The organism is Dryocola baronae, from assembly GCF_051297175.1.
Taxonomy (GTDB): domain Bacteria; phylum Pseudomonadota; class Gammaproteobacteria; order Enterobacterales; family Enterobacteriaceae; genus Dryocola.
On record NZ_JBINNY010000001.1, the window covers coordinates 2521726 to 2546363 of the forward strand.

27 protein-coding genes and 1 pseudogene are annotated in these 24638 nt (G+C 58.0%); 13 read left to right on the top strand and 15 right to left on the bottom strand.

The annotated features are described in order from the left end of the window. Positions 1 to 77: 77 nt before the first annotated feature. Both ACSPHG_RS11845 and ACSPHG_RS11850 read right to left on the bottom strand, forming a co-directional pair. Positions 78 to 1580, bottom strand: coding sequence for an alpha/beta hydrolase (locus ACSPHG_RS11845; protein ID WP_435953684.1), 1503 nt, complete (start codon positions 1578 to 1580; stop codon positions 78 to 80). Positions 1581 to 1589: 9 nt separating this feature from the next. Next, complete coding sequence (locus ACSPHG_RS11850; RefSeq protein ID WP_435953685.1) at positions 1590 to 1712, bottom strand: hypothetical protein; 123 nt, start codon at positions 1710 to 1712, stop codon at positions 1590 to 1592. A gap of 202 nt (positions 1713 to 1914) precedes the next feature. Here ACSPHG_RS11850 and ACSPHG_RS11855 point away from each other — a divergent pair, with 202 nt between their 5' ends. The 6 genes from ACSPHG_RS11855 (at position 1915) to ACSPHG_RS11880 (ending at position 8649) form a co-directional block, all read left to right on the top strand. Further along, positions 1915 to 3381, top strand: a complete 1467-nt coding sequence (locus ACSPHG_RS11855) for a GGDEF domain-containing protein (protein WP_435953686.1) — start codon at positions 1915 to 1917, stop codon at positions 3379 to 3381. A gap of 49 nt (positions 3382 to 3430) precedes the next feature. Next, positions 3431 to 4408 carry a GGDEF domain-containing protein gene (locus ACSPHG_RS11860; protein WP_435953687.1) on the top strand — a complete coding sequence of 326 codons (978 nt, stop codon included), beginning with the start codon at positions 3431 to 3433 and terminating at the stop codon, positions 4406 to 4408. Between the two features lie 145 nt (positions 4409 to 4553). Beyond that, entirely contained in the window at positions 4554 to 5495 is a 942-nt protein-coding gene (locus tag ACSPHG_RS11865; protein ID WP_435953688.1) for a VirK/YbjX family protein, read from the top strand. Positions 5496 to 5585: 90 nt separating this feature from the next. After that, the gene (locus ACSPHG_RS11870) at positions 5586 to 6110 is read left to right on the top strand and encodes a GNAT family N-acetyltransferase (RefSeq protein ID WP_435953689.1); all 525 of its coding nucleotides are present in this window, start codon (positions 5586 to 5588) and stop codon (positions 6108 to 6110) included. Positions 6111 to 6225: 115 nt separating this feature from the next. Then, the gene (locus ACSPHG_RS11875) at positions 6226 to 7677 is read left to right on the top strand and encodes a tagaturonate reductase (RefSeq protein ID WP_435953690.1); all 1452 of its coding nucleotides are present in this window, start codon (positions 6226 to 6228) and stop codon (positions 7675 to 7677) included. Positions 7678 to 7725: 48 nt separating this feature from the next. Continuing rightward, the gene (locus ACSPHG_RS11880) at positions 7726 to 8649 is read left to right on the top strand and encodes a zinc-dependent alcohol dehydrogenase family protein (protein WP_435953691.1); all 924 of its coding nucleotides are present in this window, start codon (positions 7726 to 7728) and stop codon (positions 8647 to 8649) included. Positions 8650 to 8756: 107 nt separating this feature from the next. Here ACSPHG_RS11880 and dsbG read toward each other — a convergent pair whose 3' ends face one another. Genes dsbG through acuR form a run of 3 tightly spaced genes read right to left on the bottom strand, consistent with a single transcriptional unit; the run spans position 8757 to position 11187 of the window. Then, the gene (dsbG, locus tag ACSPHG_RS11885; RefSeq protein WP_435953692.1) at positions 8757 to 9521 is read right to left on the bottom strand and encodes a thiol:disulfide interchange protein DsbG; all 765 of its coding nucleotides are present in this window, start codon (positions 9519 to 9521) and stop codon (positions 8757 to 8759) included. Positions 9522 to 9538: 17 nt separating this feature from the next. Then, positions 9539 to 10513: an acrylyl-CoA reductase (NADPH) gene (acuI, locus tag ACSPHG_RS11890; protein ID WP_435953693.1), complete on the bottom strand. Its 975-nt coding sequence runs from the start codon at positions 10511 to 10513 to the stop codon at positions 9539 to 9541. 32 nt (positions 10514 to 10545) lie between these two features. Beyond that, on the bottom strand, positions 10546 to 11187 hold the full coding sequence (gene acuR / locus ACSPHG_RS11895; RefSeq protein ID WP_435953694.1) for an acrylate utilization transcriptional regulator AcuR: 642 nt from the start codon (positions 11185 to 11187) through the stop codon (positions 10546 to 10548). A gap of 136 nt (positions 11188 to 11323) precedes the next feature. On the opposite strand from acuR, the gene ACSPHG_RS11900 reads away from it, so the two are divergent. From ACSPHG_RS11900 to ACSPHG_RS11910, 3 genes are all read left to right on the top strand, one after another. After that, positions 11324 to 11800, top strand: coding sequence for a GNAT family N-acetyltransferase (locus ACSPHG_RS11900; RefSeq protein ID WP_435953695.1), 477 nt, complete (start codon positions 11324 to 11326; stop codon positions 11798 to 11800). Positions 11801 to 11870: 70 nt separating this feature from the next. After that, positions 11871 to 12164 (top strand): VF530 family protein, encoded by a 294-nt coding sequence (locus ACSPHG_RS11905; protein WP_435953696.1) that lies wholly within the window; start codon positions 11871 to 11873, stop codon positions 12162 to 12164. A gap of 121 nt (positions 12165 to 12285) precedes the next feature. Further along, positions 12286 to 12903, top strand: coding sequence for a CatB-related O-acetyltransferase (locus tag ACSPHG_RS11910; RefSeq protein WP_435953697.1), 618 nt, complete (start codon positions 12286 to 12288; stop codon positions 12901 to 12903). 39 nt (positions 12904 to 12942) lie between these two features. Here the strand turns inward: ACSPHG_RS11910 and nikE are convergent, their stop codons facing one another. From nikE to ACSPHG_RS11945, 7 genes are all read right to left on the bottom strand, one after another. After that, positions 12943 to 13734 carry a nickel import ATP-binding protein NikE gene (nikE, locus tag ACSPHG_RS11915; protein WP_435953699.1) on the bottom strand — a complete coding sequence of 264 codons (792 nt, stop codon included), beginning with the start codon at positions 13732 to 13734 and terminating at the stop codon, positions 12943 to 12945. Continuing rightward, complete coding sequence (gene nikD / locus ACSPHG_RS11920) at positions 13731 to 14495, bottom strand: nickel import ATP-binding protein NikD (protein WP_435953700.1); 765 nt, start codon at positions 14493 to 14495, stop codon at positions 13731 to 13733. Before nikD ends, nikE begins: the two co-directional genes overlap by 4 nt. Beyond that, positions 14495 to 15325, bottom strand: coding sequence for a nickel ABC transporter permease subunit NikC (gene nikC / locus ACSPHG_RS11925; protein ID WP_435953701.1), 831 nt, complete (start codon positions 15323 to 15325; stop codon positions 14495 to 14497). The genes nikD and nikC overlap by 1 nt, the downstream gene beginning before the upstream one ends. Further along, positions 15322 to 16266, bottom strand: coding sequence for a nickel ABC transporter permease subunit NikB (nikB, locus tag ACSPHG_RS11930; RefSeq protein WP_435956002.1), 945 nt, complete (start codon positions 16264 to 16266; stop codon positions 15322 to 15324). Before nikB ends, nikC begins: the two co-directional genes overlap by 4 nt. After that, a complete protein-coding gene (nikA, locus tag ACSPHG_RS11935; RefSeq protein ID WP_435953702.1) occupies positions 16266 to 17846 on the bottom strand; it encodes a nickel ABC transporter substrate-binding protein in 1581 nt (526 codons plus the stop codon). The genes nikB and nikA overlap by 1 nt, the downstream gene beginning before the upstream one ends. 130 nt (positions 17847 to 17976) lie before the next feature. Beyond that, positions 17977 to 19401, bottom strand: coding sequence for a surface lipoprotein assembly modifier (locus ACSPHG_RS11940; RefSeq protein ID WP_435953703.1), 1425 nt, complete (start codon positions 19399 to 19401; stop codon positions 17977 to 17979). Between the two features lie 66 nt (positions 19402 to 19467). After that, the gene (locus ACSPHG_RS11945) at positions 19468 to 20196 is read right to left on the bottom strand and encodes a Slam-dependent surface lipoprotein (RefSeq protein ID WP_435953704.1); all 729 of its coding nucleotides are present in this window, start codon (positions 20194 to 20196) and stop codon (positions 19468 to 19470) included. A gap of 371 nt (positions 20197 to 20567) precedes the next feature. Between ACSPHG_RS11945 and ACSPHG_RS11950 the strand changes: the two genes are divergently transcribed. After that, complete coding sequence (locus ACSPHG_RS11950; RefSeq protein ID WP_435953705.1) at positions 20568 to 20888, top strand: FlxA-like family protein; 321 nt, start codon at positions 20568 to 20570, stop codon at positions 20886 to 20888. A 204-nt stretch (positions 20889 to 21092) separates the two neighbouring features. Here the strand turns inward: ACSPHG_RS11950 and ACSPHG_RS11955 are convergent, their stop codons facing one another. Further along, the gene (locus ACSPHG_RS11955) at positions 21093 to 21572 is read right to left on the bottom strand and encodes an oxidoreductase (RefSeq protein WP_435956003.1); all 480 of its coding nucleotides are present in this window, start codon (positions 21570 to 21572) and stop codon (positions 21093 to 21095) included. Between the two features lie 26 nt (positions 21573 to 21598). Between ACSPHG_RS11955 and ACSPHG_RS11960 the strand changes: the two genes are divergently transcribed. Together ACSPHG_RS11960 and ACSPHG_RS11965 are read left to right on the top strand one after the other, a co-directional pair. Then, positions 21599 to 21826 carry a hypothetical protein gene (locus tag ACSPHG_RS11960; RefSeq protein WP_435953706.1) on the top strand — a complete coding sequence of 76 codons (228 nt, stop codon included), beginning with the start codon at positions 21599 to 21601 and terminating at the stop codon, positions 21824 to 21826. 29 nt (positions 21827 to 21855) lie between these two features. Next, a complete protein-coding gene (locus tag ACSPHG_RS11965; RefSeq protein WP_435953707.1) occupies positions 21856 to 22017 on the top strand; it encodes a hypothetical protein in 162 nt (53 codons plus the stop codon). Positions 22018 to 22242: 225 nt separating this feature from the next. On the opposite strand, the pseudogene ACSPHG_RS11970 reads toward ACSPHG_RS11965, so the two are convergent. Continuing rightward, a pseudogene (locus tag ACSPHG_RS11970) lies at positions 22243 to 22605 on the bottom strand (helix-turn-helix domain-containing protein); the annotation flags it as partial. 182 nt (positions 22606 to 22787) lie between these two features. Then, positions 22788 to 23177: a nuclear transport factor 2 family protein gene (locus tag ACSPHG_RS11975; protein ID WP_435953709.1), complete on the bottom strand. Its 390-nt coding sequence runs from the start codon at positions 23175 to 23177 to the stop codon at positions 22788 to 22790. A 158-nt stretch (positions 23178 to 23335) separates the two neighbouring features. Between ACSPHG_RS11975 and ACSPHG_RS11980 the strand changes: the two genes are divergently transcribed. After that, a complete protein-coding gene (locus ACSPHG_RS11980; protein WP_435953710.1) occupies positions 23336 to 24613 on the top strand; it encodes a glycoside hydrolase family 10-like protein in 1278 nt (425 codons plus the stop codon). The last annotated feature ends 25 nt before the right edge of the window (positions 24614 to 24638 follow it).

Sequence of the window (24638 nt, forward strand, 5' to 3'; positions counted from 1 at the left end):
AAAACAAAAGTCGGCGCCGCGTCAGAGGACGCGCCACCCGCTAAAAACGTTTGAAGTATTCATCGGAGTGATTTTATTCATGGCGTAACAGTATCACCAGGCCGCGGCGCGGGCAACCGGCAGGCGCTGCGGGGGCGTTTTTCATCCACAAACTGGCGGATCTGCTGCTCCATCCACGGATAGAAAGGGTTGGAGGACTGGCGCATCAGCGTATCGAGACTTTCGTTTAATACCCCTCTTTCCCCGCGCGGGGCCAGCGTCCCCAAATTAATGCCTACCAGCGGTGAAGGTCGCGGGTCGCTGCCGTAAAGCGCGTCGTCCGCCGGGAAAGGCAGCGCCACGTGCGATAGGGAATACATATCCGCCGGCCAGGCAAGGCCCGGCAGGCTGATGTCCGTGCTGCTCTGTCCGGCGGGCGTCGTCTGAATTTCCAGTTCGTTGGTCGCCGCCGAGCGGTTGGTGAGCAGCTTCGTGCAGTAGCTCCGCGCTCCGGCGGGCAGCAGCGTGTTGTGCGCGTTGCGCAGGTTATCGCGCATAAGAAGCCGCCATTTCTCGGCCTGGTTAACGTCGAACAGCACCAGCTCGCTGCCGTTTTCCGGCAAATGGTTGTACAGCTCGGCGACGACCGAGCGGGTGCTTACCGTGGCGTCGGCCACCGACTGAAAGGTGAGAACCGGCGGCAGAAGAGCAAGCCGGTGATCGCTTTGCGCCTGGTGCAGGGCTTTCTGCACGGCGCGGGTCAGCAGCCACGACTGGCGGGCGGCCTTCACCGGGAAAGCGTTGTACTTGTACGGATTGAGTTCCGGCCCGGTGCTTAGCCAGGCGGAGCGCGCAAACGCCGGAAGCAGGGACGGCAGCCCGGCAATACCGGCGTAGCGCGCATAGCCGCTGACGCCGATCATCGGCGAGAGCAGAATGATGCGTTTCGGTACCGGCAGCGAAGCGTTCTTCTCGAGGGAGTCCAGGGCATACCGCATGGCGAGCGCGCCGCCGTTGGAGTAGCCCACCATCAGCAGCGGGGTGTTTGGGGCAAGCTTCATGCCTTCACGAACGGCGAGGTTTGCAGCGGCCTGCCACTGCTGCCAGTCCACCTTCGTGAGGCTTCCCGGCACGGTACCGTGTCCGGGCAGGCGCGGCACCACGGCCAGATAGCCACGGTCACGAAAATCGGCGGCGAGGTGCGACAGGCTATAGGGGGAGTCGGTCAGCCCGTGCAGCAGAACCACCACGCCAACGGGCTTGCCCACGGGCTTAAGAATGTGCGAGCGGTTCCAGTCGTCGGCGTAGGTTTGCGCGTTAAAAGGGCTGTTCTTCGCATAGCGGTTAAAGCCTGACGCCGGGTAATGGGCAATCACCTGCTCCTGCACGGAGGCGAAGATTTGCCGTTCGCGGTCGGTATACGCCTGCCAGTCGGCGCGGTTAAGCTCATCGACCTGCATTTCGGCGGGAACGAAGGTGTGCCAGAGCGCGAGCTCAGGGCCGCGCTGGGTTAACCAGACACGCAGGCTAAGGGCGACGATAAGCAGCACCAGCAGCCCGGCGAGCGCCCATTTCAGCCATGTAAAGGGAAGCCTGAGCAAGGCGGCGGGCTACCCTAAAACCGCTGCGCCCAGCGGGCTTAAAAACAGCATGCCGATGCAGCTAACCGTTACCAACACCAGGCCCATGATCGCGGCGATCATAACGCCTTCAGCCAACGCGGATTTCCTCATTTCTACTCCAGGTGGATACTTACCACACTAACTATAGGCCAGCGACACTAAACCACCTATAAACCGTGCTCCGGGTATATCCTATATTTGCTCGTTATAGCCGAGCATTCAGATCGGAAAAGATGAATTCGTGCTACAATATCAATTAAAATTACTCTCCCGCTGATCGCTATTCCTCCACCGGTATCGTGACTACTTATATATGAATCTTAATCGCATGGCTGGTCACAACAACTTTGCACTCTTTTCGCCCGGCAAAACGCTGAGCAATGCCGTCAGCGTATTCGTTATTACCACGCTGTTTTATTTTTTTGGCGCCTCGCTGCGCCTGGTGGATGAGCTTTCTCTCTTCTGGCCGCTTAATGCGGTGCTGGCCGCCGTTTTTGTTAGGAATCCCTTTTTAAATCAGCCGCTTTACTATTTCCTGTGCTACAGCGCGATGATCCTCTACGACGCCTTTACCACCCAGTGGGGCTGGCAGTCGGTTATTATTAATTTTTCGAACATGGTATTTATTATTACCGTTGCGCGATTATTACTGCGGTATTCACGCAGCAATAATGAAAATAATTGGGCGGTTAACGCGTTTAATATTTTCCACTTCAGCCTGATCGGGGCGATATTTTGTTCGTTATTTGGCACGCTGGGGTCAATAGGTAACGTCAGTGATTATCAGAAAATAGTCCCCCTATATGCCGACTGGGTAAGCGAACAATTTTCAACCGGCGTGCTGATGATCCCCTGCCTGCTGACGGCGAAATGGCCGGACTGGCGCAAAATACCGCCCTTTACGTTCTCAAAGCTCTATCCGCTGCTGGGCATCGTTATTTCCCTTGGCGCGTCCATCCTCATCGGCGGCGCGGGGAGCCTTGCGTTTCCGCTGCCCGCGCTCATCTGGTGCGCGATACGCTATCCGCTGGCGATAACCTCACTCTTGACGCTGCTGACCGGCGGCACGGAGATCGTGCTGGTCGCCAGCTCCATTATCGATATTCATAACGATCAGCCGCTGCTGGTGGATCAGATGTTCTCTGCAAGGCTGGGTATTGCCACCATCGCTATCTGCCCGCTGATCGTTTCGGTCAGCGTTGATGCGATAAATCAGCTCATCAAGCAGACCTCGCTGCGCGCCGATTACGACTACCTGACGGGCGTCCATTCGCGCTCCGGGCTGTTCGAAAAGCTGAAAAAGGGCTGTCCGCAGTTTTCCGGCAAAAGCAGGCCGACGCTGTGCGTGATGCTGCTGGATATCGACTACTTCAAACGCATCAACGATAACTACGGCCACGACTGCGGCGACGTGATCCTGAGCGCCTTTGCCAACAAGCTCAGGCAGGCGGTAGGCGAAAAGGGGCTGGTGGCGCGCATGGGCGGCGAAGAGTTTGTGGTGGTTTGCGCAGCCCAGGATGAACTGGAAGGCTACGAGCTGGCCGAGCGGGTGCGCAAAAGTATTGAAAACAACGCGTTCCGCTATCAGCAGCAGACCCATTTCATCACCGTTAGCATTGGGCTTGCCGCCGCAAACGCGCCGCAGCGCTCGCTTATCGATACGTTTAACGAACTGTTACAGGAAGCGGACAAAAATCTTTATTTGTCCAAGCATAATGGCCGCAACCAGACCAGCACCTCGCCGCTCGGCGATGAAAGGATGGTGGAAGCTTCCTCCTAGTGGGGCTGGCCTGACCGCGACTCAACTCACATATAAAAAAGGTTAGCCGATGAAATTTCCCGGATTTCCTCCCGATGAAGAACGACGATTACGCGCGCTGCGCGCCTCCGGCATTTTAGGCGCCGGGCAGGGCGAACGTTTCGACAGGCTGACTCGCCTGGCGAAGCGCATTTTCGACGTGCCGATTGCCTGGATTAGCCTGGTGGATGAAGACCGCCTGTGGCTTAAGTCTTGCGCGGGGACCACCTTCGACGAGGCCCTGGCCCGCAATACTTCTTTCAGTGCCCATGCGCTGCTTGAACCTGAGCCCACGATTATTCAGGATGCGCTTAACGACCCTCGATTCTTTGATAATCCCCTTGTTACCGGGCACCCGCACATATGCTTTTACGCCGGCTATCCGCTGAAATTACCTGACGGTACCGCGGCGGGTTTGTTTTGCCTGATTGACCACCGGCCGCGCGAGTTTTCGGCCTACGACATGCAGGGGCTTAAAGATCTTGCCGCCATTGCGGAAGATGAGTTTGCCGTGCTGGATGCCGCAAACGCCGATGAGCTGACCGGCCTGTTTAACCGCCGTGGCTTCCGAGCGCTGGCCCAGTATTCGCTGGTGGCAAGCCTGCGCAGGGCGGAGCCGCTGAGCCTCGCCTGTATCGATCTGGATGATTTCAAGCAGATTAACGATACGTGGGGCCAGCCGGCGGGCGATGAAGCGCTGGTCGCCTTTGCAGAACTGCTGAAGGCGTCGTTTCGCGAGACTGATTTGCTCTCCCGCCGGGGCAGCGATGAATTTGTGGTGATATTCCCGGACACGCCCGAGCAGGGGGCTTATATCGCCCTGGAGTACCTCAAAGAGCAGGTCGAGGAATATAATCGCGGATCAGATAAACCCTGGAAGCTGGGGTTCACCGTGGGCATAGCCGAATTTAACGAGCGGGTGCATGAAACCCCCGAAGCGCTGATCGAATATGCCGACAGCGAAATGTGTAAGATGAAAAAGGCGCGTAAAAAAACCGCCCATCGCTAATTTACCCCACGCTTCCCGACGCGCCGAAAACAGCCCGTTTTTACTTTTCGGCGTATCGTTGCATTTCCGTATAAGTTCCCCTTAATACACTGCTCGCTATCTACTCCACGTTTTGTGGGCTGGCGCGGTAAAGTCGAGGGGCAACATGACCGTTTTTGATCAACACGAGACGCTGCAAAGAAATAACGCAGGTCTGACGACTATCATGGCATTAATAAACGGTAACCTGACGCCAGGCGATATTTGGCGGGAAAAGTCCTACCGTGCAAAATTCTGCCTGCGCAGCCTGATTGCCCCTCGCCAGACGCTGCGTTTCTTTAACGCAATGACCCGCAGCCGTTATTTTTCCTCGCTGCTGGCGGCGCAGAAAACCTTACCGAGCAAGATCCATCGCCACTATCTGCACCTCGGCATGAGCGCCCGCAGCCGCGTTGACGCCATCCTCAACCACTATGAATTTATTGATAGCCTGGAAAGCCGGACGCTTGCCATAGCGCTGACGTCCCCGGAGCAAACGCCGCTGTTCAGGCTAGAAGGCAAGAACGAAGAATGCTTTACGGTCAGCGCCAGCACCGCGCTGGGCGCGGAGCGAGAAGGCGAGTGTACCCTTTGGCTGCACGCCGGGTCTACGCAGCTCGCAGCGCTGACTTTCTGCGTGACCGGCCACGCGGACGAACGGCAGATTGTCATCGGCGGGCTGCAGGGCGCGCACCGCAGCGTGTCGCATGAGGTCATTAAAGAGGCGACCAAGGCGTGCTATGGGCTTTTCCCTAAACGTCTGCTGATGGAAACGCTTTGGCAAATGGCGGCGCGCCAGGGAATTAATAAAATTTACGGCGTCAGCGACAGCGGACACGTATTTCGCGGCCTGCGCTATCGCCTGAGTAAAAGCAAGCACTTCCACGCCAGCTATAACGAATTCTGGACGTCAATCAGCGGAGAAAAATATGACGGGCATCTTTTCAGCCTGCCGCTTTCATTACCGCAAAAAGAATTAAGCGACATTGCCAGCAAGAAACGTTCGGAATATCGCAAACGCTATGCGCTGCTCGATTCTCTGAAAGAAAAGGTTAACGCCGTTCGTTAAAATATAAGCAATTCCTATGGCGCGCGATATTGACGCGCCAGGCCGGTTCATCCAGATTATTCAGCACACCCGTGCTATGGAATCAATAAGATGACCGATCTGCCTGTTCGCGCGCTTTCCTCCTCTGAAATAGCCTCCCGCCTCCCTGAACTTAACGAAGTGCTTATCGACTGCGTGGCGGGCGGCGCTTCCGTCAGCTTTATGCATCCTTTATCCGACGAAAAGGCGAGCCGCTTCTGGCAAAACGTTGCCCGCAGCGTGGCCGAAGGCGAACGGGTCGTGCTTGTCGCGGAAGATGAAAATCAGCAGATTCTCGGCACCGTCCAGCTCCTGACCGACCAGCCGGAAAACCAGCCCCACCGCGCGGACGTGGCAAAGCTATTAGTCCACCCGCGGGCGCGCCGCAGGGGTATCGCCCAGCGCCTGATGAACATGCTTGACGACGTGGCGCTGGCGGCGGGCAAAAACGTGCTGGTGCTGGACACCGCAACCGGCAGCGACGCCGAGTTGTTCTACCAAAATATGGGCTGGATAAGGGTCGGCGAACTCCCGAAATACGCGCTTATGCCTGAGGGTTCATTCTGTTCAACGACCTTTTACTACAAGCATCTTTAAATTAATTGGTATAACAACTTTCATTGATCAAAACGGGGTTTCACTGCGGCGAGTTCTGCTAGTTTGAACGGGATATTTCTGGTCGTTCATCCGATTCTCGCCAAGGAACAACATTGTGAAAACGCTTAATCGTCATGATTTTCCCGGAGCCTCTTATCCCGATCGCATCATCCAGTTTGGTGAAGGTAACTTTTTACGCGCCTTTATCGACTGGCAGGTAGATTTACTGAATGAACATACGGATCTTAACGCGGGCGTGGTTATCGTCCGCCCGATCGACAGCGCCTTCCCGCCGTCGTTATCTACCCAGGATGGGCTGTACACCACGGTGATCCGTGGCCTGAACGAGCAGGGCGAAGCCGTCAGCGACGCGCGCCTGATTCGCTCCGTTAACCGCGAAATCAACGTCTATCACGATTACGATGCGTTTTTACAGCTCGCCCACAATCCGGATATCCGCTTTGTGTTCTCCAACACCACCGAAGCGGGCATCAGCTACCACGCCGGCGACAGGTTTGAAGACGCGCCTGCGGTAAGCTACCCGGCAAAACTGACCCGTCTGCTGTTTGAACGCTTCAGCCACTTCGACGGCGCGGCGGATAAAGGCTGGGTCATCGTGCCCTGCGAACTGATCGACTATAACGGCGAGGCGCTACAGGAGCTGGTGCTGCGCTACGCGCAGGAATGGGCGCTGCCAGCGGCCTTTACGCAGTGGCTGCACGATTCGAATACCTTCTGCTCGACGCTGGTTGACCGCATCGTGACCGGCTATCCGCGCGATGAGGCCGCCGCCATCGAAGAACAGCTTGGCTATAAAGACGCCTTCCTCGACACCGCCGAGCACTTCTACCTGTTTGTGATCCAAGGCCCGGCCTGGCTTGCCAACGCGTTGCGCCTGGACAAATACCCGCTCAACGTGCTTATCGTCGACGACATCAAGCCGTACAAAGCGCGCAAGGTCGCCATCCTGAACGGCGCGCACACCGCGCTGGTGCCGGTCGCCTGGCTTGCCGGTCTGAACACCGTGGGTGAAGCGATGAACGACGCGGAAGTGTGTCGCTTCGTCGAAAAGACCATCGCCGACGAGATCATCCCGGTGCTGGATCTGCCGCGCGACGAGCTGCTGTCGTTTGCCGAAGCGGTGACCAGCCGTTTCCAGAACCCGTACATTCAGCACCAGCTGCTGTCCATCGCCCTGAACGGCATGACCAAGTTCCGCACGCGCATTCTGCCGCAGCTGCTGGCCGGGCTTGAGGCAACGGGCAAGCTGCCGCCGCGCCTGACCTTCGCGCTTGCCGCGCTGATCGCTTTCTATAAGGGCGAGCGTAACGGTGAAAGCTATCCGCTGCAGGATGACGAACACTGGCTCGAGCGCTACCGCCAGCTGTGGGCGGACCTCGCCGACAGGCAAATCGACACCCGGCAGCTGGTTCGCACCGTGCTGGGCGACAGCGCCCACTGGGAGCAGGATCTGACGCAGGTGCCGGGCCTGGTGGAACAGGTTGCCGACGAGCTTGAGCGGATTCAGGCTCAGGGGATGCGCGCGGCCGTAGGCCGCTACTGCTAGTTTCGCGTGCTATAGTGCCTGTCATTTCGAATGACAGGCATTTCCTCCATGAATAACACCGCCCTCTGGTTTCGCGATTTTGGCCAGCCCGAACGGGTGCTCTCCCTCGAACATGCGTTACTTCCGCCGCGCCTCCCCGGCACGCTCCGCGTGCAGATGCTCTACGCTCCGGTTAATCCTTCCGATCTGATCCCCATTACCGGCGCCTATCGCCACCGGGTGACGCCGCCGCGCGTGGCCGGTTACGAAGGCGTGGGCGTGGTGAGGGAGGCCGATAGCCCGGCGCTCATCGGCAGGCGCGTTTTGCCGCTGCGCAGGGATGGCACCTGGCAGCGCTGGTTGGACTGCGATCCGCAGCTTGCCGTTCCGGTGCCGGATAGCGTTGCCGACCGGCTCGCCGCGCGCGGCTATATCAATCCGCTGGCGGCATACGTGATGCTGAGCAAATGGCCGGTGCGGGGGAAACGCGTCTTGCTAACGGCCGCTGGCTCATCGTGCGCGGGGCTGCTGGCGCAGTGGGCGAAACGGCAGGGCGCGGCGGCGGTGACGGGCGTGTATCGGACGATGGGGAAGAACAACGTGCCGGATAGTTGCGTTAGCATGCATGATGAGGCGGGGCTGCGGACGGCGGCAAGCAGGGCGGATATCGTCTTTGACGCGGTGGGCGGGAGCCTTGCGACCGCGCTGTTAAAACACCTGCGGCCAGCAGCGGATTTTGTCTCCTACGGCCTGCTGAGCGGCGAGATGTATCAGATGGCGGGCGGCGCGGTGAAGCCGCAGCGCTTCCATCTGCGCGATACGCTGGCCGTCACGCCGACGCAGGCCTGGCAGCGGTGGTTTAGCGAGCTGTGGGAAATGCTTGCGGCAAGCGCGTTGCCCGATGTGGATTTATTCGGGATAGAAGACTGGCAGGAAGCGCTGCGGGCGTTTGCCGCGCCGGGGCGCAGGTGCAAGCCGCTGCTGGTGATGTGATTCACGGTGGATGGCGCTAATCGCTTATCCACCCTACAAAGAATGCAGATGTTGCAGGATGCCCGTAGGGCGGATAAAAGCAGTGCCATCCGCCGCCGTGGTTCACATCAAGGCCTGTCGCCCATAATCACCTGCATCGTTTCTTCGTCCGGCATGCCCTGGTGCTGCTGAAGACGACCGTCTTTATTCAGGTAATAAATGGACGGCGTGGCGTTGCCCCCCAGCTCGTCCATCAGCGCGAGGTTGTTTTTCAGCGCTTCGGCTATTTCCGGCGTGATGGTTTTCGGTGCCTTCAGCGCCATCTTGCCGAGGCTGTTCTCATACTCCGCGAGGGTTTTAGCCGGGTCTTTCGCCATCATGATCGCCGCCGCTTTCTGGCCGCTGTCCGGGCGCAGCATGCCGACCATCAGCACGCGCAGCTGCACCTTGCCGGACGCCAGCCACGGCTGCGCCTTTTGCCAGAACTGCGTGCAGTACGGGCAGTAGGGGTCGGCGAAGGCGTAAACGATATGCGGCGCGTCGGCTTTACCTGCCGCTATCCAGCGTTTTTTCTCAAGCTTCTGCCACATCTCTTTAGCCATCGGGGCGTAGACCCACTTTTCGACCTGCTCATCGCTGAGGTTTTTGCCCGCCGCATCAACCAGATTGCCCATGATGGCGTGTTGCCCGTCCGGGGTAAGAAACACGGTCGTGCCCTGGCCCTGATACTGCATGACGTAGCCCGGCAGAGCGCCCGGCCCCTTGAATTCGCCCTTAAGCTCGAACCCCTGCTTTTGCAGCGCCTCGATGGGCGCGGGGACTTTTGCCCCGGCCGCAAGCGTACTGCCGCTCAGTAGGGCGAGCGTAACCGCGAGGAATGGTGCCGTTTTCATAAACCGTCCTTTGTGCATTAGCGAATTTTAACCAGCGTACGTCCCTGGACTGCGTTATTCAGAAATGCTTCTGCGACTTCCGGCGCTTCTTCCAGCGTGATTTCGGTGGCGGCGGACTCATAGAAGCTGTCCGGCAGCGCGTTTGCCAGGCGTTCCCAGGCCTGAGTGCGGAGAGCGAGCGGGGCGCTGACGGAATCCACGCCCTGCAGGCGCACGTTGCGCAGGATAAACGGCATGACGGTGGTTGGCAGGTCGAAACCGCCCGCCAGGCCACAGGCCGCAACGCAGCCGGAGTAGTTTGTTTGCGCCAGCAGTTTCGCCAGCACGGTGCCGCCAACGGTATCGACCGCGCCCGCCCAGATTTGTTTTTCCAGCGGACGCGTATCCGCAAATTCGCCGCGCGGCACGATGCGCGATGCGCCCAGCTTGCGCAGATAGTCATGGGTGCTTTCACGGCCTGTCACCGCCGCCACCTGATAGCCAAGCGCGCTCAGCAAAGCCACCGCCGTACTGCCCACGCCGCCGCTTGCGCCGGTCACCACCACTTCACCGCTTGCAGGCACCACGCCCGCTTCTTCAAGCGCCAGCACGCAGAGCATCGCCGTCAGGCCTGCGGTTCCCACGATCATCGCCTGACGAGCGGTCAAGCCCGCCGGCAGCGGCACCAGCCAGTCGCCTTTCACCTGAGCCTGTTCCGCAAGGCCGCCCCAGTGGTTTTCACCCACGCCCCAGCCGGTTAATACCACCTCCTGGCCCGCGCTAAAACGCGGATCGTCGCTGCGGTTTACGCGGCCTGCAAAATCAATCCCCGGCACCATCGGGAAGTTACGGATAATTTTGCCTTTGCCGGTAATCGCCAACGCGTCTTTATAGTTCAGGCTCGACCAGTCGATATCGACCCGCACCTCGCCGGGCGCGGCGGCGGGCAGGTCGGTTTGCTGCACGTGGGCCAGGGTTTTGCCGTCAACTTGCTCAAGTACGATCGCTTTCATTTTTTATCCTCGTTAATCGGAAAAGGGAATTATCAGGTGTTCGGGCGCAGGGCGCGTTTGAAAAAGGCCCAGAAGTCATCAAGAGGCTCGGTGCTGTGAAAGAGCTTGGCGCGCATTACCGCGCCTTCCCAGCCCGTCCAGAAGGTCATGGCAAGCTCGGCGGGCGGGCGTGAATCGGTGATTTCCCCCGCGGCTTTGGCTTCCTCCAGGCAGCGGGCGATGCGGGCCTGCCAGTCGGCGAGGATGCTTTTCAGCACGTCGCCAAAGGTGTCCGGCAGCAGCGGGGATTCCTGAAGCAAATTGCCCACCAGGCAGCCGCGCGTGAAGTTAAACCGCGCCATGCCGATGCCCGCCGAGCGGACAAAATCGTCGATGCGCGCAAGGGGTGACAGATCGACCTGCAGCAGGTGCCTGTCGAGCTTCTGGGCAAAGTAGCGCTGATAGGCTTCCAGCACCGCCAGGCCAAAGGCCTCTTTGTTTTTGAAGTAGTGGTAGAACGAGCCTTTCGGCACGCCGATGGTTTTGACAATGTTGTCGATGCCCGCGCCCAGAAAGCCGTTTTCGGTCACCATGACCACGCCCGCGCGGATCAGCGCCTCGCGGGTGTCGGTAAACGCTCGGTCGGTTTTCGGCGGGCGGCCCCGGCGGGGTTTGATCGTGGTGGCGTCTGTCATCAGGATTTAGACCGGGTGGTTTTTAATGCCTGTTACCCTAAGCCTGTTTCACCCCCGAATCAATAACGCGGTGAATGTGTTGCAGAATAGTTTGATTTCGCTCAGTTTAAGGAATACCCAATGAGAGGTGAAAATCATGCAGACCCGGCTGGCATTACCCACAGAGGCGCAGGCGCTGTGGAAGATCCGTAATCTGGCAATAAGGCACGGCTGCCGCGAAAGCTACGACGCGCGGGTGATAGCCGCATGGACGCCCGACGAGATGCCGATAAAGTTTCCGCAGGTGTTAGTGGCTAACCCGTTCTTTGTGGTGGACGACCCCGCCAGCGGCACGCCTGCCTCAACCGGTTTTCTGGATCTCACGTCTGGTTCGGTTGAAACCGTGTTCACGCTGCCGGAATTTCTGGGCCGGGGCATGGCAAGCGCTATCCTGGCGTCTATTAAAGAAGAGGCTAAAAAGCGCGGGTTTACCCAGCTCACGCTTTCCTCCACGCCAAACGCCTGCGCGTTCTATGAAAGAAACGGCTTCAGGGTGATAGCGGAGGCGATGTATCCCTCGTCGCTTGCGGGCACCAGCCTGCGCTGCATGGAAATGGTTTGCGAGCTGGATTAACCCGCTTATTGCACATGGCTTTTAGAGCCAGTATGGTGTGCGCAATTTCTTAAGCATCGCAGGATAAAACATGACTACGCATCCCTCTAAAGATCCCCTCCACGGCGTCACCCTTGAAGCGTTACTGAATGCGCTGGTCGACAGGTACGGGTGGGCTGAACTGGGCAAGCGTATCAACATCAACTGTTTTAAGAGCGATCCGAGCATTAAGTCCAGCCTGAAATTCCTGCGCCGCACGCCGTGGGCGCGTAAGGAAGTCGAAGAACTGTATCTCGATTCCCTTGAGGACGGCGAGGTTGCTAAAGAAGAGATCCCCGCTGACAGCCCGTGGGCTAACTGGCAGGGCAAGAAGAGCAAGGAGTAGGCCATGTGCTTAAACCCGCTGATGCTGCACCCGCGCATCGCAAGACGCGGTAATTATCTGAACGAGTAATTACTGCCACGAATCAATCGTTCCGTGGCTTTGCACTTATTAAGGAAAAGTCATGAAAGAAAAACATTGGTCGCAGGTCGAATATCTGCACCTGACGGTGAGCAATCCGAATATCGTTATCAAAGGCACCCACAGCTACTACAGCGACTGCTGGGACGCGGGCTTTGAAAAGTCCGTCGTGCGTTACCTGATGGGGGACGCGGTAAGCCGGGACTGGGAGCCGCTGGGCCACGTCGATAAGCTGATTATCGGCGACTACGTTTGCATCGCCGCCGAAGCGGTGATCCTGATGGGCGGCAACCATAACCACCGCATCGATTTCATCAGCCTGTATCCGTTCGAGCAGACGCTAAAAAGCAGCTATCTGCCGCGCGGCGATACGGTTCTGCATGACGCCTGCTGGCTGGGAATGCGCTGCATGATTATGCCGGGCGTTACCGTCGGTGAAGGCGCGGTGATTGCCGCAGGCAGCGTGGTCACGAAGGATGTGCCGCCGTACGCCGTGGTTGGCGGCAACCCGGCGCGCATCATCAAGTACCGCTTCCCGGAAGCGCAGAGAGGCCGGATTCTGAAGCTGGACATCTACAATCTTCCCGATGAGGTAAAAGACGAGGCCGTTGCGCTGCTCGGCTCCGCCGATTTGGATGCCCTTGAGGCATTCCTTCGCTAAGCTTCCATGCCTGCCGTCCGGCAGGCATTTTTTTACCCGTTACCGGCGGCGCGAAGGGTAAGCGGGCAGCACCGCCTGTTGCAGAGCGATACCGGCGGGCGTTGAAAAAGTTACACCGTCACAAACGGCCTGCGATTCGACGATCCTCCCGCCGTCCATTATCACCACTCTTTGGCAGAAGCGCTTCACCAGCCGCAGATCGTGGGTGATAAACAGGAACGCGACGTTCAGCTCGTCGCGCAGCTTTTGCAGCAGGGCAATCACCCGCGCCTGGAGCACCAGATCGAGATTCGACACGGACTCATCGAGAACGATAAGACGCGGCTGCACGACCAGCGCGCGCGCAAGGCACACGCGCTGCAGCTGGCCGCCGCTTAGCTGCAGCGGCGACTTTGTGAGGTAGCCTTCGTCCAGCTCCACGTCGCGCAGCGCCTGGCCGATTCGCTCGGTCTGCAGAGCTTCCCCCAGCCCGGTGAGGTGACGCAGCGGCTCGCGGAGAATGGCGTCGACGGTTTTACGCGGGTTCACGGCGCTGACCGCGTCCTGAAACACCATCTGCACGTCCTGGCGAAAGGCCTTAGCCGCTTTGCGCGACAGGCGATGCATATCTTCCCCCTGATACAGCACCTGTCCCCGCGCCGGTTTTTCCAGGCCGGTCAGCAGGCGGGCAAGGGTGCTTTTTCCACAGCCGCTTTTGCCGAGCAGGGCCAGCGTTTCACCGGCCTCGAGCGTTAATGAGATATCGCTCAGCACGGGGCGGACAATCGTTTTGCCGGTCATGCCGCAGGAGGCGTAGTGATGCGAAACGTTTTTTACGTCGAACAGGCTCATTGGCTCAGCTCCAGGCCGTAAAGCGACAGGTGGGCCGCAACCAGGCCGCGTGCAACGGGATGGCACGGACGGTAAAAGAGATCGTCAACCGACCCGCGCTCGATGATTTTCCCCTCGTGCATCACCGCCACCTCGTCGGCAAGCCTTGCCACCACGCCCATATCATGGGTGACCAGCAGCATGCCGGGCGCGCGCCGGGCGATGATTTGCTCCAGCAGGTCGAGGACGAGGGCCTGGCTCGGCATGTCGAGATCGGTCGTTGGCTCGTCGGCAAATATCCACGGGGCGTCACCGAGCAGCGCAAGGGCGATCATCACCCGTTGGAGCATGCCGCCGCTCATCTCAAACGGATACAGGCCCAGCACGCGCTGCGCGTCTTCCAGGCCGACGTCGTGCAGCGCGGCAATAATCTGCGCGTCGTTCACCCTTTTACCGATTGCTTTGCAGGTTTCCAGCGCGTGGCTGCGCATGGAGTGCAGCGGATTAAACGCGCTGCGCGGGTTCTGCATGATGGTGGCAACCTTGCGCCCGCGCAGCTCTGCGCCCGTCATCCTCACCCCGTCCAGCTCAACGTGGCCGCTGACGCGCCGCACGCCGGGCGGCAATACGTCTAACGCCGCGCTGCAGGTCATGGATTTGCCGCTCCCGCTGCTGCCGACTAAAGCCAGCACGCGGCCGCGTTGCAGCGTCAGCGACACATCATCTACCAGCGGGCTGTCCGCGCGAACGCTGAGGTTTTGAATTGAAAACCGGCTGCTCATCAGTGTCCGTGCTCCTTCACAAGCGTAGGGTCGAGATGGTCGCGCAGCGCGTCGCCCACCAGGTTAAAGGCCATCACGCTGACAAACAGCGCAAGGCCCGGCCACAGCATCTGCAATGGCTGCGTCCAGATGTACTGGCGCGCGTCGTTAATCATGATCCCCCATTCGGGCGTTGGCGCCGCCACGCCCAGTCCCAGGAAGGACATTCCGGCGATGTGCAGCATCATGTGGCCGATATCGAGCGTCGCCAGCACCAGCAGGGAGGGAAACACGGCACCGGCAATATGCTCGCAGAAAATGCGCACGCGCCCGGCACCGGCAAGCTTCGCCGCCAGCACAAACTCGCGGTGGCGCAGCTGGATGACAAAGCTGCGCACGATACGCGCGTACCACGCCCAGTGGGAGAGCGCGATGGCGATGATGACGTTGGTCATGCCGCTGCCCAGCACCGCCACCATAAAGAAGGAGAGAATCAGCGTCGGGAAGGTCATAAACAGCTCGGTCACGCGCATCAGAAAGCGGTCGATGCGCCCGCCCAATAACCCCGCCGCGCCGCCGACGATAAGCCCGGTCAGCATGACGAGGACGAGGCACAGCGTCACCGCGCCGAGCGAGACCCGCGTGGCGGCGAGCAGACGGCTGAATATATCGCGCCCCAGATGATCGGTGCCCAGCAGGTGCAGCGCGTCGGGCGGCTGGAGGCGCTGGGGCAGATCGATAACCGTAGGGTCGAACGGCAGCCACCAGTGGCCGGTCAGCGTGATGAACAACAGCAAAGCGATAACGGCCAGCGCCAGGCGCACCGGCAGGCTTAATCCTGTGAGATTCATTGCGTCGTTCCCTCATGGCCACGCACCCGGGGGTCGAGCCAGGCGTTAAGAATGTCGACCACCAGATTGCAGAGCACAAACACGCCGACCATCAGCAGCGTGAAGCATTGAATGACCGGGTAGTCGCGGTTGAAGATGGCGGTCACCGCATAGCGGCCCACGCCCGGCCAGGCAAAAATGCTTTCGATGATCAGCGTGCCGCCGATAAGCTCGCCGATGTGCATGCCAAGGGCGGTAGTCAGCGGAACGGCGGCGTTATACAGCACGTGACGGCGCTCGGTCTGCCCGGCGTTCAGCCCGCGCAACCGCGCCCACGTCACGTGGCGCTGCCCGGCAACCTCGAGCATGCTGGCGCGCAGCAGGCGGGCGTTAATCGCAAGGGACATCAGGGCGATAGAAACGGCGGGCATCAGCATATAGCGCCAGCCGCCGTAGCCCATAGCGGGTAGCCAGTTCAGGTGCACGGAAAACAGCATCACCATTAAAAACGCCAGCCAGAAGTTGGGCATCGACACGCCGATAAACGCGAACAGCCGAACCAGATTGTCGGGCAGGCCGTTACGATGGCGCGCGGCCCACACCCCCAGCGGCACGGAAACGGCGATAATCATCACCAGCGCCAGCCCGGCCAGCCGCAGCGTGGCGGGCAGGAAATGCAGAAGGTCGTCCAGCACCGGGCGCTGCGTGGCGTAAGAAACGCCGAAGTCCAGGCGAACGGCGTTAGCCAGCCAGCGCCAGTACTGGAGCGGAAGCGGATCGTTAAGGCCGAGCAGTTCCCGCGTCGAAGCAAGCATTTCCGGGGTAGGCGGTACGCCCGACAGGCGCAGGTAATCCATCGCCGGATCGCCGACGCCGAGGTGCAGAAACAGGAAGAACAGCAGCGAGGCGGCGAGCAGCATCGGGATAAGCAGCGCAAGCCGGTGCAGGATGTAGCGCCACATCATGGCTGCGCTACCGGGTGAATCCGCTCGAAGGGGATTTCAGAGGCCATTGGCGCAAAGGGTATTTCGCCAAGGCCGGGGCGGGAAACCGTCATCAGCGAAACGTAGCTCAGCGGCAGGTAGACCGCGTCGTTGTGTAGACGGGTAAGAATATCTTTATAGAGTGCCCGGCGCGCCGTTTCATCCTGCGCCGCCAGCACCTGGCCTATTTCCTCGTCAATCCGCTTTTTATCCGCCAGGCCAAGCTGCGCCTGATAGTCGGCGTGGGACGGCACGCGCATCGAGCTCATAAAAGCGTGGGGATCGTAGGGCGCGCCCCACGTCCGGTTGAAGATCATGCCAAAACGCCCGTCGCGCTGGCGGGCATAAATACTGCTTTCCTCTTCCCCGACGAGCTGCACGTCCACGCCCGCCTGGCGCAGATTGGCCTGAATAATTTCCGCCATCGATTTGCTCTGCGCGTCCGTGCCGATGTAGGCCAGCTCAACGTGCAGCGGCTGGCCGTTCTTTTCACGGATTTTCCTGCCCGCGGGCAGCTGCCAGCCGGCTTTTTCAAGCAGGTCGTTGGCACGCTTAGGATCGTAGGCGCGCGGCTTGAGGCCGATATCGGCGTAGGGCACGGAAGGGGCAAACAGGGTATCGGCCACCTGCTGCGTGCCGTAGAGCGCGGTGGCGATCATGGTTTTTTTATCGACCGCGTAGTTCAGCGCCTCGCGCACCGCCAGCTCGTTCGTCGGCGCACGCGTGGAGTTAAGCGCCAGCATCACCGTTTCAACCGGGGCGGAAAGCTGGCTGCGGTACTGCGGGTTTTGGCTAAAACGCTGGAAGGTATCGAGCGGCAGCAGGCCTTCGTCACCGTAGAGCAAATCGACGTCGCCCGTTTCAAAGGCCACGGCGCGGCCGTGCGGGTCGGGAATAATCTTCACGACAATCTTCTCAAGCGCCGGTTTCGGCCCCCAGTAGCGGTCGTTACGCACCAGAACATCGTCCTGATTCATGCGCGACGACTGCAATACCCAAGGGCCGGTGCCGACGGGCTTAAGAATGCCGTCTTTGGTGCCGCCGTTCTTAAACTGCGAAGGGGCGATAAAGCGGAACGGGCGAGGCAGGGCAAGCTCCTGCAAAAAGGGGTAATAGGCGCTCTTGAGCGTGATTTGCAGAGTGTGGTCGTCCGGCGCCTGCACGTCATCAATTTGATTCACCAGCTCAAGCCAGCTGTGGCGCTCACGGTTTGCCAGCACGGCGTTAAAGTTTGCCCGCGCGGCCCCGGCGTTGAACGGCTCGCCGTTAGAAAACACGACGTCATCGCGCAGGGTAAACCGCCAGGTTTTGCCGTCCTTCGAGTGCGTCCAGCTTTTGGCAAGCCAGGGTATGACGCTGCCGTCGGCCTGATACTTCACCAGCGGCTCATACACCATGCTTTGGGCATACATTTGATTCGGCGTGTAAAGATGGGGATTTATCGGGCCGGTATTTACCGGCCAGGCGGTGGTTAAGGTGGCCGGGACGGGAGAGGAGAAGGCCGCAAGCGGAGAGGCAATAAAAAGCGCGGCAATAATTACCCTAAAAAACAATAACATGATGAAATGAAAAGCCTGAATAAAATTGTGTGACGATTATAGTAAGGGAGCATCCTCAGGGATTGATGTGGCTCAAGTTAAGCCCGATGGCTCGGGCCAATCATTCATCGCAGTTATATTTAGGGGCGGTTCAGAAACGCTTGTCGAAGGTCAGAAACACGCTGCGCTGGTCGTAGCTGTAGAAATCGATATTGCTGTCGAGCTGCTTATAGATGAAGTTGATTTTCGGCATCACGTCGAAGAAATAGATCTCGCGGTGCCAGAGCGACGCTATCCACGTCGTTTCATCGTCTCTACGCTTCACCTGGAAAATATCGTTTTTCTCGTCGTAGCTTTTATGGGTGCGGGCAACCATGGCGGCCAGCGAAACGCCGTACGGCAGGGCAGATTCAAAGCCTAAACGCCCGCCGATGCGCCGGTTCGTTTCGCTCCGGGCCTGGGTTTGCTGCTCGCCAAGGTCTGCGCCAACAAAAACGGAAAGCCGGGAGTTGACCGCGTGGGCGAGGGTAGTTGAGGCCAGCGTGTTGTGCCCGCGCAGATATTTGTACGCCTCGTCGTCATAATTCACCTGCTGATATTCCAGCGCGTTGCTGGTCTGCCAGTCCGCAGCCAGCAAATAGCTGTACTCGCCGCGAATACCCGCGCCCGACGTATAGGCCTCCGTGCCGTACCAGCGCTTTTCATAGAAGGGCAATATTGCCAGCTGCTGCTGGTGGTCCTGCCACAGATAGCCCAGATAGGCGCGGGTGGTAATGTCGTCGTAATCGTGGTTATTCCAGTAGGATTTACCGTTGACCGTAGCCTTAAAGCGCAGGCCGTGGTTGTCTTTAATATTGATATCACGCTGGGCGGTGCCGCCAAAATAGAAGCCTTCGCCGCGTTTTGGGTAAGCGTCCTTATTGCGGATAAACACCTTGTCGCCGATATAAATGTATTTATCACTCGAGGCGTTATTGATATTGCTGTCGTTGAGATAGCTCAGGTTAACGCTGCCGGTCCAGCCGCCGCGCGCGTTCATTAAATCCAGATATCTGTCGATATTATGCTGCACTTCCGGCGGCGGGTTTTCACTGCGCGCCTTCTCGAAGTTATAGCGCGAGGCCTCATACTGCCGGTCTTCGTACAGCGCCCGCGCCAGATCCAGCCGCACGCGCACAAAGTCAGGGTTATCGGCCAGCAGTTTTCTGTAGGCCGAAATGGCCTGCCGATAGTCGCCCCGGCTACGTGCAAGCCCGGCGTTCGCGTAAAGCACAAGCGTGGCGTCGGTTTTCCCGCTCGCCTCGTAAACCGGCAGAATTTCACCGACCAGCGGCCAGTTTTCGTCTTCTACCGCCTGGTTGAGCAACGCCTCGGCAAGCTGGGGATCTTTGGCCAGCATGTCGTTGGTGATGCGTTTATCCTGCTCGCCGGAACGCGCGGGCTGCCTGCTGGTGGGCTCAATGCTGTTTAACCCCGGAGCCGCCGGGATAATGTTGGTTTCAGGCGGTACCGCAAGCGCCGAAAAGGCGGCAGCGCAAAGCAAGAATGCTGTGGTAGAAGGGCGCAAAAATTCCATTTATCAGTCTTATTATGTTGAATCGCTATCTCTTATAGGGCCACCGGTAAGGGTGGCTCCGGCGGCCTACTGCTGTGCCGTCGCGCCGAAGGAGGCGCTTTTTGACGTGTCGGCAAACTCGGCGATGCCGCCCAGCTCCTGAGCGGCAGGGCCGTTAAAGTGGCCGACGAAGGTGCCGTCCTGGCCGCCGGACTGCGCCGCGCCCGTGAAGCCGCCGTCGACGATTTTACCCTGCATGGCGATGGCGGAGCCGAACTTGTCCGAGCCGTCGATATTGCCGTTAATCGACTTAGCGCCAAAGTCGACGTTGAAGCTGGCGGCGCTGCGTTCCATGCCGCGCATGCCTTCGCCAACGTAGGTCGCCGTGCCCTGGGTTGGCACGTTGGCCGTCGCGGTTGGCTCGCCGGTGTAGAACACCGCGCGATCGTCGTTATCCGGGGAAACCCAGGTGCCGTAGGTGGTGTAGCTCATTTTGCCGCAGCACCAGGAGGTGGAGCCTTTGCCCAGGATCCAGTTGGTCTGCCCGGTGACGATAATCCCGCTCTGGCGCAGCTTGTACTCGGTGCCCATCGGGTTGACGTAGGTGTAGCCGGAGATCGTGCCCATGGTCGCTTTACTTGCCGGCGGGCTTACTTCTGCGGTCGGCGGCGTCACCGTTCCGTTATCGCCGCCCGTTGACGGCGCAGGCGTTGAAGGCTGTGAAGGGGAGTCGTTTCCGCCGCCACCGCCACCACCACCGCCGCAGGCGACCAGAAACAGGGATGTAGCCAGAAGGGTAATTTTTGGATTAACCATAGAAAAACTTCCTTTGTTTTTAATTATCAGAGCAGAATGCAAGGAAATGTAAAATTACTTTGTGGTTTGTAACATTTAAAAATAGGGAGTTATCTAAGATAATTCTGTATGGGGTTGGGGCAAATAGGGGGCACGGCGGTGTTCTAAATAAAGATTCCACCGGGAATGAATAGCAGATTTGTTTTTAGGAATAGCGAAAACAGGCGGTTATAACACGCAGGGTATCAACGGATATTCTGCGCGTTTTACTTCTGTGCTTTCGAACAGCTACCAATATTGGTAGCGCTTTATTTCGCGCGCAGAAAGCGATTTATGCTTTTGTGAGTAGAACCGATGGATAAGGAGAGGTTCTATTAATCAAGGAGATAAATATGATTCTGGATGCAGCAGCATTTACACAGGCCACAACGGCAGCCACGCAAAAATCGGGCGCGGGGGACGATATCGCCGCGCAAATAAAAGAGGTCACGCAGGAGATTTCAGACCTCGTGAAATACATAAAAGACAATGCTGCGGGCATGTCGAAAGAGGAACAAAAGCTGCTTAAGGATAAGCTTGAAATGCTTCAGCAAAGGCTGACTGAGCTGATGCGCAAGCAGGCGGAAGAGGCGCAGAACAAGCACAAAGGCGACGCGAATAAGGTGCAGGACGTTAAGGCGACCCGGCAGACATACATTGACGTTTATGCCTGAGCGGCAGAAGCTGCCGCCTGTGGAATATCGGTTCGTGATTCGCTGATACTCAGGTGAAATAAAGGGAGCATCCTGTGCTCCCTTGCATATTTCTTATTTTCTATCTACTTATACGCCCGTCAGGAAAAAATCTAAGCCACATATCCCGGCTAAAATAAGGGGGGTAAGAGACATAGCGCTAAATTTCGGGCTAATGAGATAAATCTACCGAACGTTGAACCAGCCGGTAGTTGCTTCAATTACGCGCCATAGTTTATCGGGTATGGCAAGTTGCTCCACGTCAGACGCGCTAATGTCGACCGCGATTTCACCTTCCGCTTTACCCTGCACAAACTTAACCCAGTCCGGGTTCATAACGATTCCCTGACCTACTGCCGCCAGGGATACGCCCGTTTTAACCGCTTCCTCGGCCTGCTTTGGCGTGCGGAGCTGTCCAGCAACTATCAGAGGGATGCGCCCGGCAAGACGATCGCGAGCGAGTTCGATGACCTTGGGTCCATTTGGCGCATTAACGGGCCGGGCTTCAAGCGCGTTAGCGAGCGATACGTGAAGATAATCAATGCCCTCATCGATAAGGCGGTCGACCAACTGCAGAGAATCATCGATGCGCAACCCATCGTCATAATGCTCATCCATTGAAATGCGGTATCCCAGCAGGAAGGGACTCGTCGCATGCTCAGCGATGGTAAGACGATAACACCATTGCCATCATGCGCAGTGGCATCGAAACCTTTGAAACGTTGCCCGTCCCCGCTGAGTACGCCTGTCTCCCTGTTTCCCACCTTGATGCAAGCTCGCAGGACGTGGCTTATCTCTACGCCGCCTATGCCCGGGATAAGGCGACAGGTTCAGAAGAGGCGACAACCTTCGAAGATGCATTACGTCAGCATAAGCTGATTGATAGGATCACCGCATCGTCAGCGCGTTTCTTCAGCTAAGTCCCGTCAAAGAAATTAAGGAAATCAAGATGAAAGCCTATGTACTGGGTGATATGAACGGCCTCGACAGCTGGAAAATGGTTGAACGCGAAACGCCACAACCTGGTTACGCATTCGATGAGGCAAAAACAGCGCTGGCTGACCTGGTAAAGGGGCAGCACGTAGGCAAACTGGTCATCAGAGTTTCATAGCCTGATAAACATAGCGGCTTCCTGCTAATAAGCAGCAGGAAGCACTCCGGCCTGACGGGCTGGATCACCCCATCGGCGAAGGTTCGACCTGTACCAGCTGCGCCATTTCCAGTGCCCGCCCAAGACGTTTGTTGTCCACAATGGCAACCTGGTCGATTTTAGAAAGCTTGTCATAGGTGGAATAGGGAAGGGATACGCCATTAAGCCGGAGCTCTTTATGCCCATCTTACGCGGCACCCACAGAGTGGCCTGAGTCATCAGCTTACGCACAGTTTCTTTCGAAAGATGAACGCCGTGAACTTCAGGCAGTTTTTCACAGGCCAGTGTCGGGCCGAAATCGTTATAGCGTTCAATAATATTCAGCGCGTGTGCGGCCAGTCCCTGGGGCAACTGGTTGTTGCTGGATTTACCGCGACGACGGCTGGTCATGCCAAGCGGTCCATTTTCACGATAACGCGCAAGCAGACGGCGGCACTGACGATCGGAGATGCCGAGCCTCCGAGCTGCCGTCCGCGTTATCAGACGCCGGTCGATGACACCCTGAATTATCTTGAGCCGATAAACTTCATCCAATGTGAAAATCAGCATCCCTGGACGGCGAGTCTACGTGAGGGACATCTTTGCCCAAGGCAGACATCTCAATCTAGCCTCTGTAACTTAGGTGCGCATAATGTATATTATGTTAAATTGAATATCCCAACACAAACCTAATCACTGTCCTCAGGCTAATGCCGTCCCTCCCTCCCATCTCCATGACTTTTAACGCGTTCTCATTTACCACCAACCGGCGTCCCTTGATGAAACCTCAGTTGCCAACATCCACTGCTCGCTGATTTTTGCCAGATTGACGAACGCAGCGTTCTTTTACGCATATCCCCCGCGTCGTCGCGCTGCACCGTTTTGTACGTCAGCAGCATCGTGTTTTCAGAAAGCACGACCAACTGAAAATCTGCGGCTTCAATGTCGAGATCGTTTTCTTCTTCCGCCAAATCTGCCAGGGTTTGGGCTTTGTCGTAGCGTTGGCCAGAACGCCCGATCTCTTCGAATTCTTCGTGCAGCAAAGTTTCTACCTGCTGCACGTTGTTGCGCGTCGCTCTTTTATGCAGTCTGCTTTCCAGACTGCAAACCAGCGCCAGCAGCTCATCTTTCGCTTCTGTCATAAATAACCCCATGCCAAATAATGAATTCAACTATAGCAATTGAACCGCCGGACGAATCAGACGAAAATGTCGCACACTTAAGCGTCTTACGGAAATTGGAGTTCATCATCAGCCGCTCTCGTCGCTTTCTCTTTGCAGCCAAACTGAAAAAGTCCGGCATGTTTGTTGCCTCGGTGCTTTTGCTTGCCAGCTGCTCCTCTAAGCCGCCCGTGTCTTTGGTCACCCCACTCCCCCACGGCGTGAAAAAACCTTTGCCGGGTCACGAACGGCAGGAGGAAATGCGCGGCGTCTGGCTTGCGACCGTTTCCCGTCTCGACTGGCCGCCGGTATCGTCCGTTAACGGTGTTTTGAGCAATTCTGCGCGCATCAGCCAGCAGCAGCAGGCGCTGACGGCAAAGCTGGATAAGCTAAAAAGCCTCGGCATTAATACCGTTTTCTTCCAGGTTAAGCCGGACGGTACCGCGCTTTGGGCGTCCAAAATACTGCCGTGGTCAGATATGCTTACCGGCAAAATCGGCGAGGATCCGGGCTACGATCCGCTGCAGTTTATGATTGATGAGTCGCACAAGCGCGGCATAAAGGTTCACGCCTGGTTTAACCCTTATCGTATCTCCGTTAACACCAAATCATCTACCGTTGCGGAGCTAAACCGCACGCTGTCGCTCACGCCGCCAAGCGTGTTTGTGCTGCACCGCGACTGGGTACGCACCTCCGGCGACCGCTATGTATTAGACCCCGGCATTCCCGAAGTGCGTGACTGGATAACCAGCATCGTGTCGGAAGTGGTCACTAACTACCAAATCGACGGCGTGCAGTTTGACGATTATTTCTATACCGAATCCCCGGGCTTAACGCTCAACGACAGCCAGACGTACAAAACGTACGGCCAGGGCTTTAGCACCAAAGCGGACTGGCGGCGGCACAACACCCAGCAGCTTATCGCGCAGGTTTCCCATACTATCAAACAGTTAAAGCCTGACGTTGAGTTTGGCGTTAGCCCGGCTGGCGTCTGGCGTAACCGTTCTCACGATGCGGCGGGTTCCGATACGCGCGGCGCGGCGGCCTACGATGAGTCATATGCCGACACCCGCCGCTGGGTGCAGGAAGGTCTTTTGGACTACATCGCCCCGCAAATTTACTGGCCCTTCTCTCGCGACGCGGCCCGCTACGACGTGCTGGCAAAATGGTGGGCCGACGTAGTTAAGCCGACGAATACGCGGCTTTATATTGGCGTTGCGCTCTACAAGGTGGGTATGCCTTCGAAGAACGAGCCGGACTGGATGGTCAGCGGCGGCGTGCCGGAGCTGAAAAAACAGATCGACCTGAACGAGTCTCTACCGCAGATCGGCGGCACCATTTTATTCCGCGAAAACTTCCTGAACGAGCCGCAGACGCAGAGCGCGGTGAACTATATCAGGAGCAGATGGGGTAGCTAATCCCTTAATAAGACGGATCTTTTGT

What these genes read in the sequence shown, in the direction of transcription:
- ACSPHG_RS11850 (WP_435953685.1), bottom strand. Translation starts at nt 1,712, where the DNA reads ATGAGGAAATCCGCGTTGGCTGAAGGCGTTATGATCGCCGCGATCATG.
- ACSPHG_RS11855 (WP_435953686.1), top strand. Translation starts at nt 1,915, where the DNA reads ATGAATCTTAATCGCATGGCTGGTCACAACAACTTTGCACTCTTTTCG.
- ACSPHG_RS11860 (WP_435953687.1), top strand. Translation starts at nt 3,431, where the DNA reads ATGAAATTTCCCGGATTTCCTCCCGATGAAGAACGACGATTACGCGCG.
- ACSPHG_RS11865 (WP_435953688.1), top strand. Translation starts at nt 4,554, where the DNA reads ATGACCGTTTTTGATCAACACGAGACGCTGCAAAGAAATAACGCAGGT.
- ACSPHG_RS11870 (WP_435953689.1), top strand. Translation starts at nt 5,586, where the DNA reads ATGACCGATCTGCCTGTTCGCGCGCTTTCCTCCTCTGAAATAGCCTCC.
- ACSPHG_RS11880 (WP_435953691.1), top strand. Translation starts at nt 7,726, where the DNA reads ATGAATAACACCGCCCTCTGGTTTCGCGATTTTGGCCAGCCCGAACGG.
- dsbG (WP_435953692.1), bottom strand. Translation starts at nt 9,521, where the DNA reads ATGAAAACGGCACCATTCCTCGCGGTTACGCTCGCCCTACTGAGCGGC.
- acuI (WP_435953693.1), bottom strand. Translation starts at nt 10,513, where the DNA reads ATGAAAGCGATCGTACTTGAGCAAGTTGACGGCAAAACCCTGGCCCAC.
- acuR (WP_435953694.1), bottom strand. Translation starts at nt 11,187, where the DNA reads ATGACAGACGCCACCACGATCAAACCCCGCCGGGGCCGCCCGCCGAAA.
- ACSPHG_RS11900 (WP_435953695.1), top strand. Translation starts at nt 11,324, where the DNA reads ATGCAGACCCGGCTGGCATTACCCACAGAGGCGCAGGCGCTGTGGAAG.
- ACSPHG_RS11905 (WP_435953696.1), top strand. Translation starts at nt 11,871, where the DNA reads ATGACTACGCATCCCTCTAAAGATCCCCTCCACGGCGTCACCCTTGAA.
- ACSPHG_RS11910 (WP_435953697.1), top strand. Translation starts at nt 12,286, where the DNA reads ATGAAAGAAAAACATTGGTCGCAGGTCGAATATCTGCACCTGACGGTG.
- nikE (WP_435953699.1), bottom strand. Translation starts at nt 13,734, where the DNA reads ATGAGCCTGTTCGACGTAAAAAACGTTTCGCATCACTACGCCTCCTGC.
- nikD (WP_435953700.1), bottom strand. Translation starts at nt 14,495, where the DNA reads ATGAGCAGCCGGTTTTCAATTCAAAACCTCAGCGTTCGCGCGGACAGC.
- nikC (WP_435953701.1), bottom strand. Translation starts at nt 15,325, where the DNA reads ATGAATCTCACAGGATTAAGCCTGCCGGTGCGCCTGGCGCTGGCCGTT.
- nikB (WP_435956002.1), bottom strand. Translation starts at nt 16,266, where the DNA reads ATGTGGCGCTACATCCTGCACCGGCTTGCGCTGCTTATCCCGATGCTG.
- nikA (WP_435953702.1), bottom strand. Translation starts at nt 17,846, where the DNA reads ATGTTATTGTTTTTTAGGGTAATTATTGCCGCGCTTTTTATTGCCTCT.
- ACSPHG_RS11940 (WP_435953703.1), bottom strand. Translation starts at nt 19,401, where the DNA reads ATGGAATTTTTGCGCCCTTCTACCACAGCATTCTTGCTTTGCGCTGCC.
- ACSPHG_RS11945 (WP_435953704.1), bottom strand. Translation starts at nt 20,196, where the DNA reads ATGGTTAATCCAAAAATTACCCTTCTGGCTACATCCCTGTTTCTGGTC.
- ACSPHG_RS11950 (WP_435953705.1), top strand. Translation starts at nt 20,568, where the DNA reads ATGATTCTGGATGCAGCAGCATTTACACAGGCCACAACGGCAGCCACG.
- ACSPHG_RS11960 (WP_435953706.1), top strand. Translation starts at nt 21,599, where the DNA reads ATGCGCAGTGGCATCGAAACCTTTGAAACGTTGCCCGTCCCCGCTGAG.
- ACSPHG_RS11965 (WP_435953707.1), top strand. Translation starts at nt 21,856, where the DNA reads ATGAAAGCCTATGTACTGGGTGATATGAACGGCCTCGACAGCTGGAAA.
- ACSPHG_RS11975 (WP_435953709.1), bottom strand. Translation starts at nt 23,177, where the DNA reads ATGACAGAAGCGAAAGATGAGCTGCTGGCGCTGGTTTGCAGTCTGGAA.
- ACSPHG_RS11980 (WP_435953710.1), top strand. Translation starts at nt 23,336, where the DNA reads ATGTTTGTTGCCTCGGTGCTTTTGCTTGCCAGCTGCTCCTCTAAGCCG.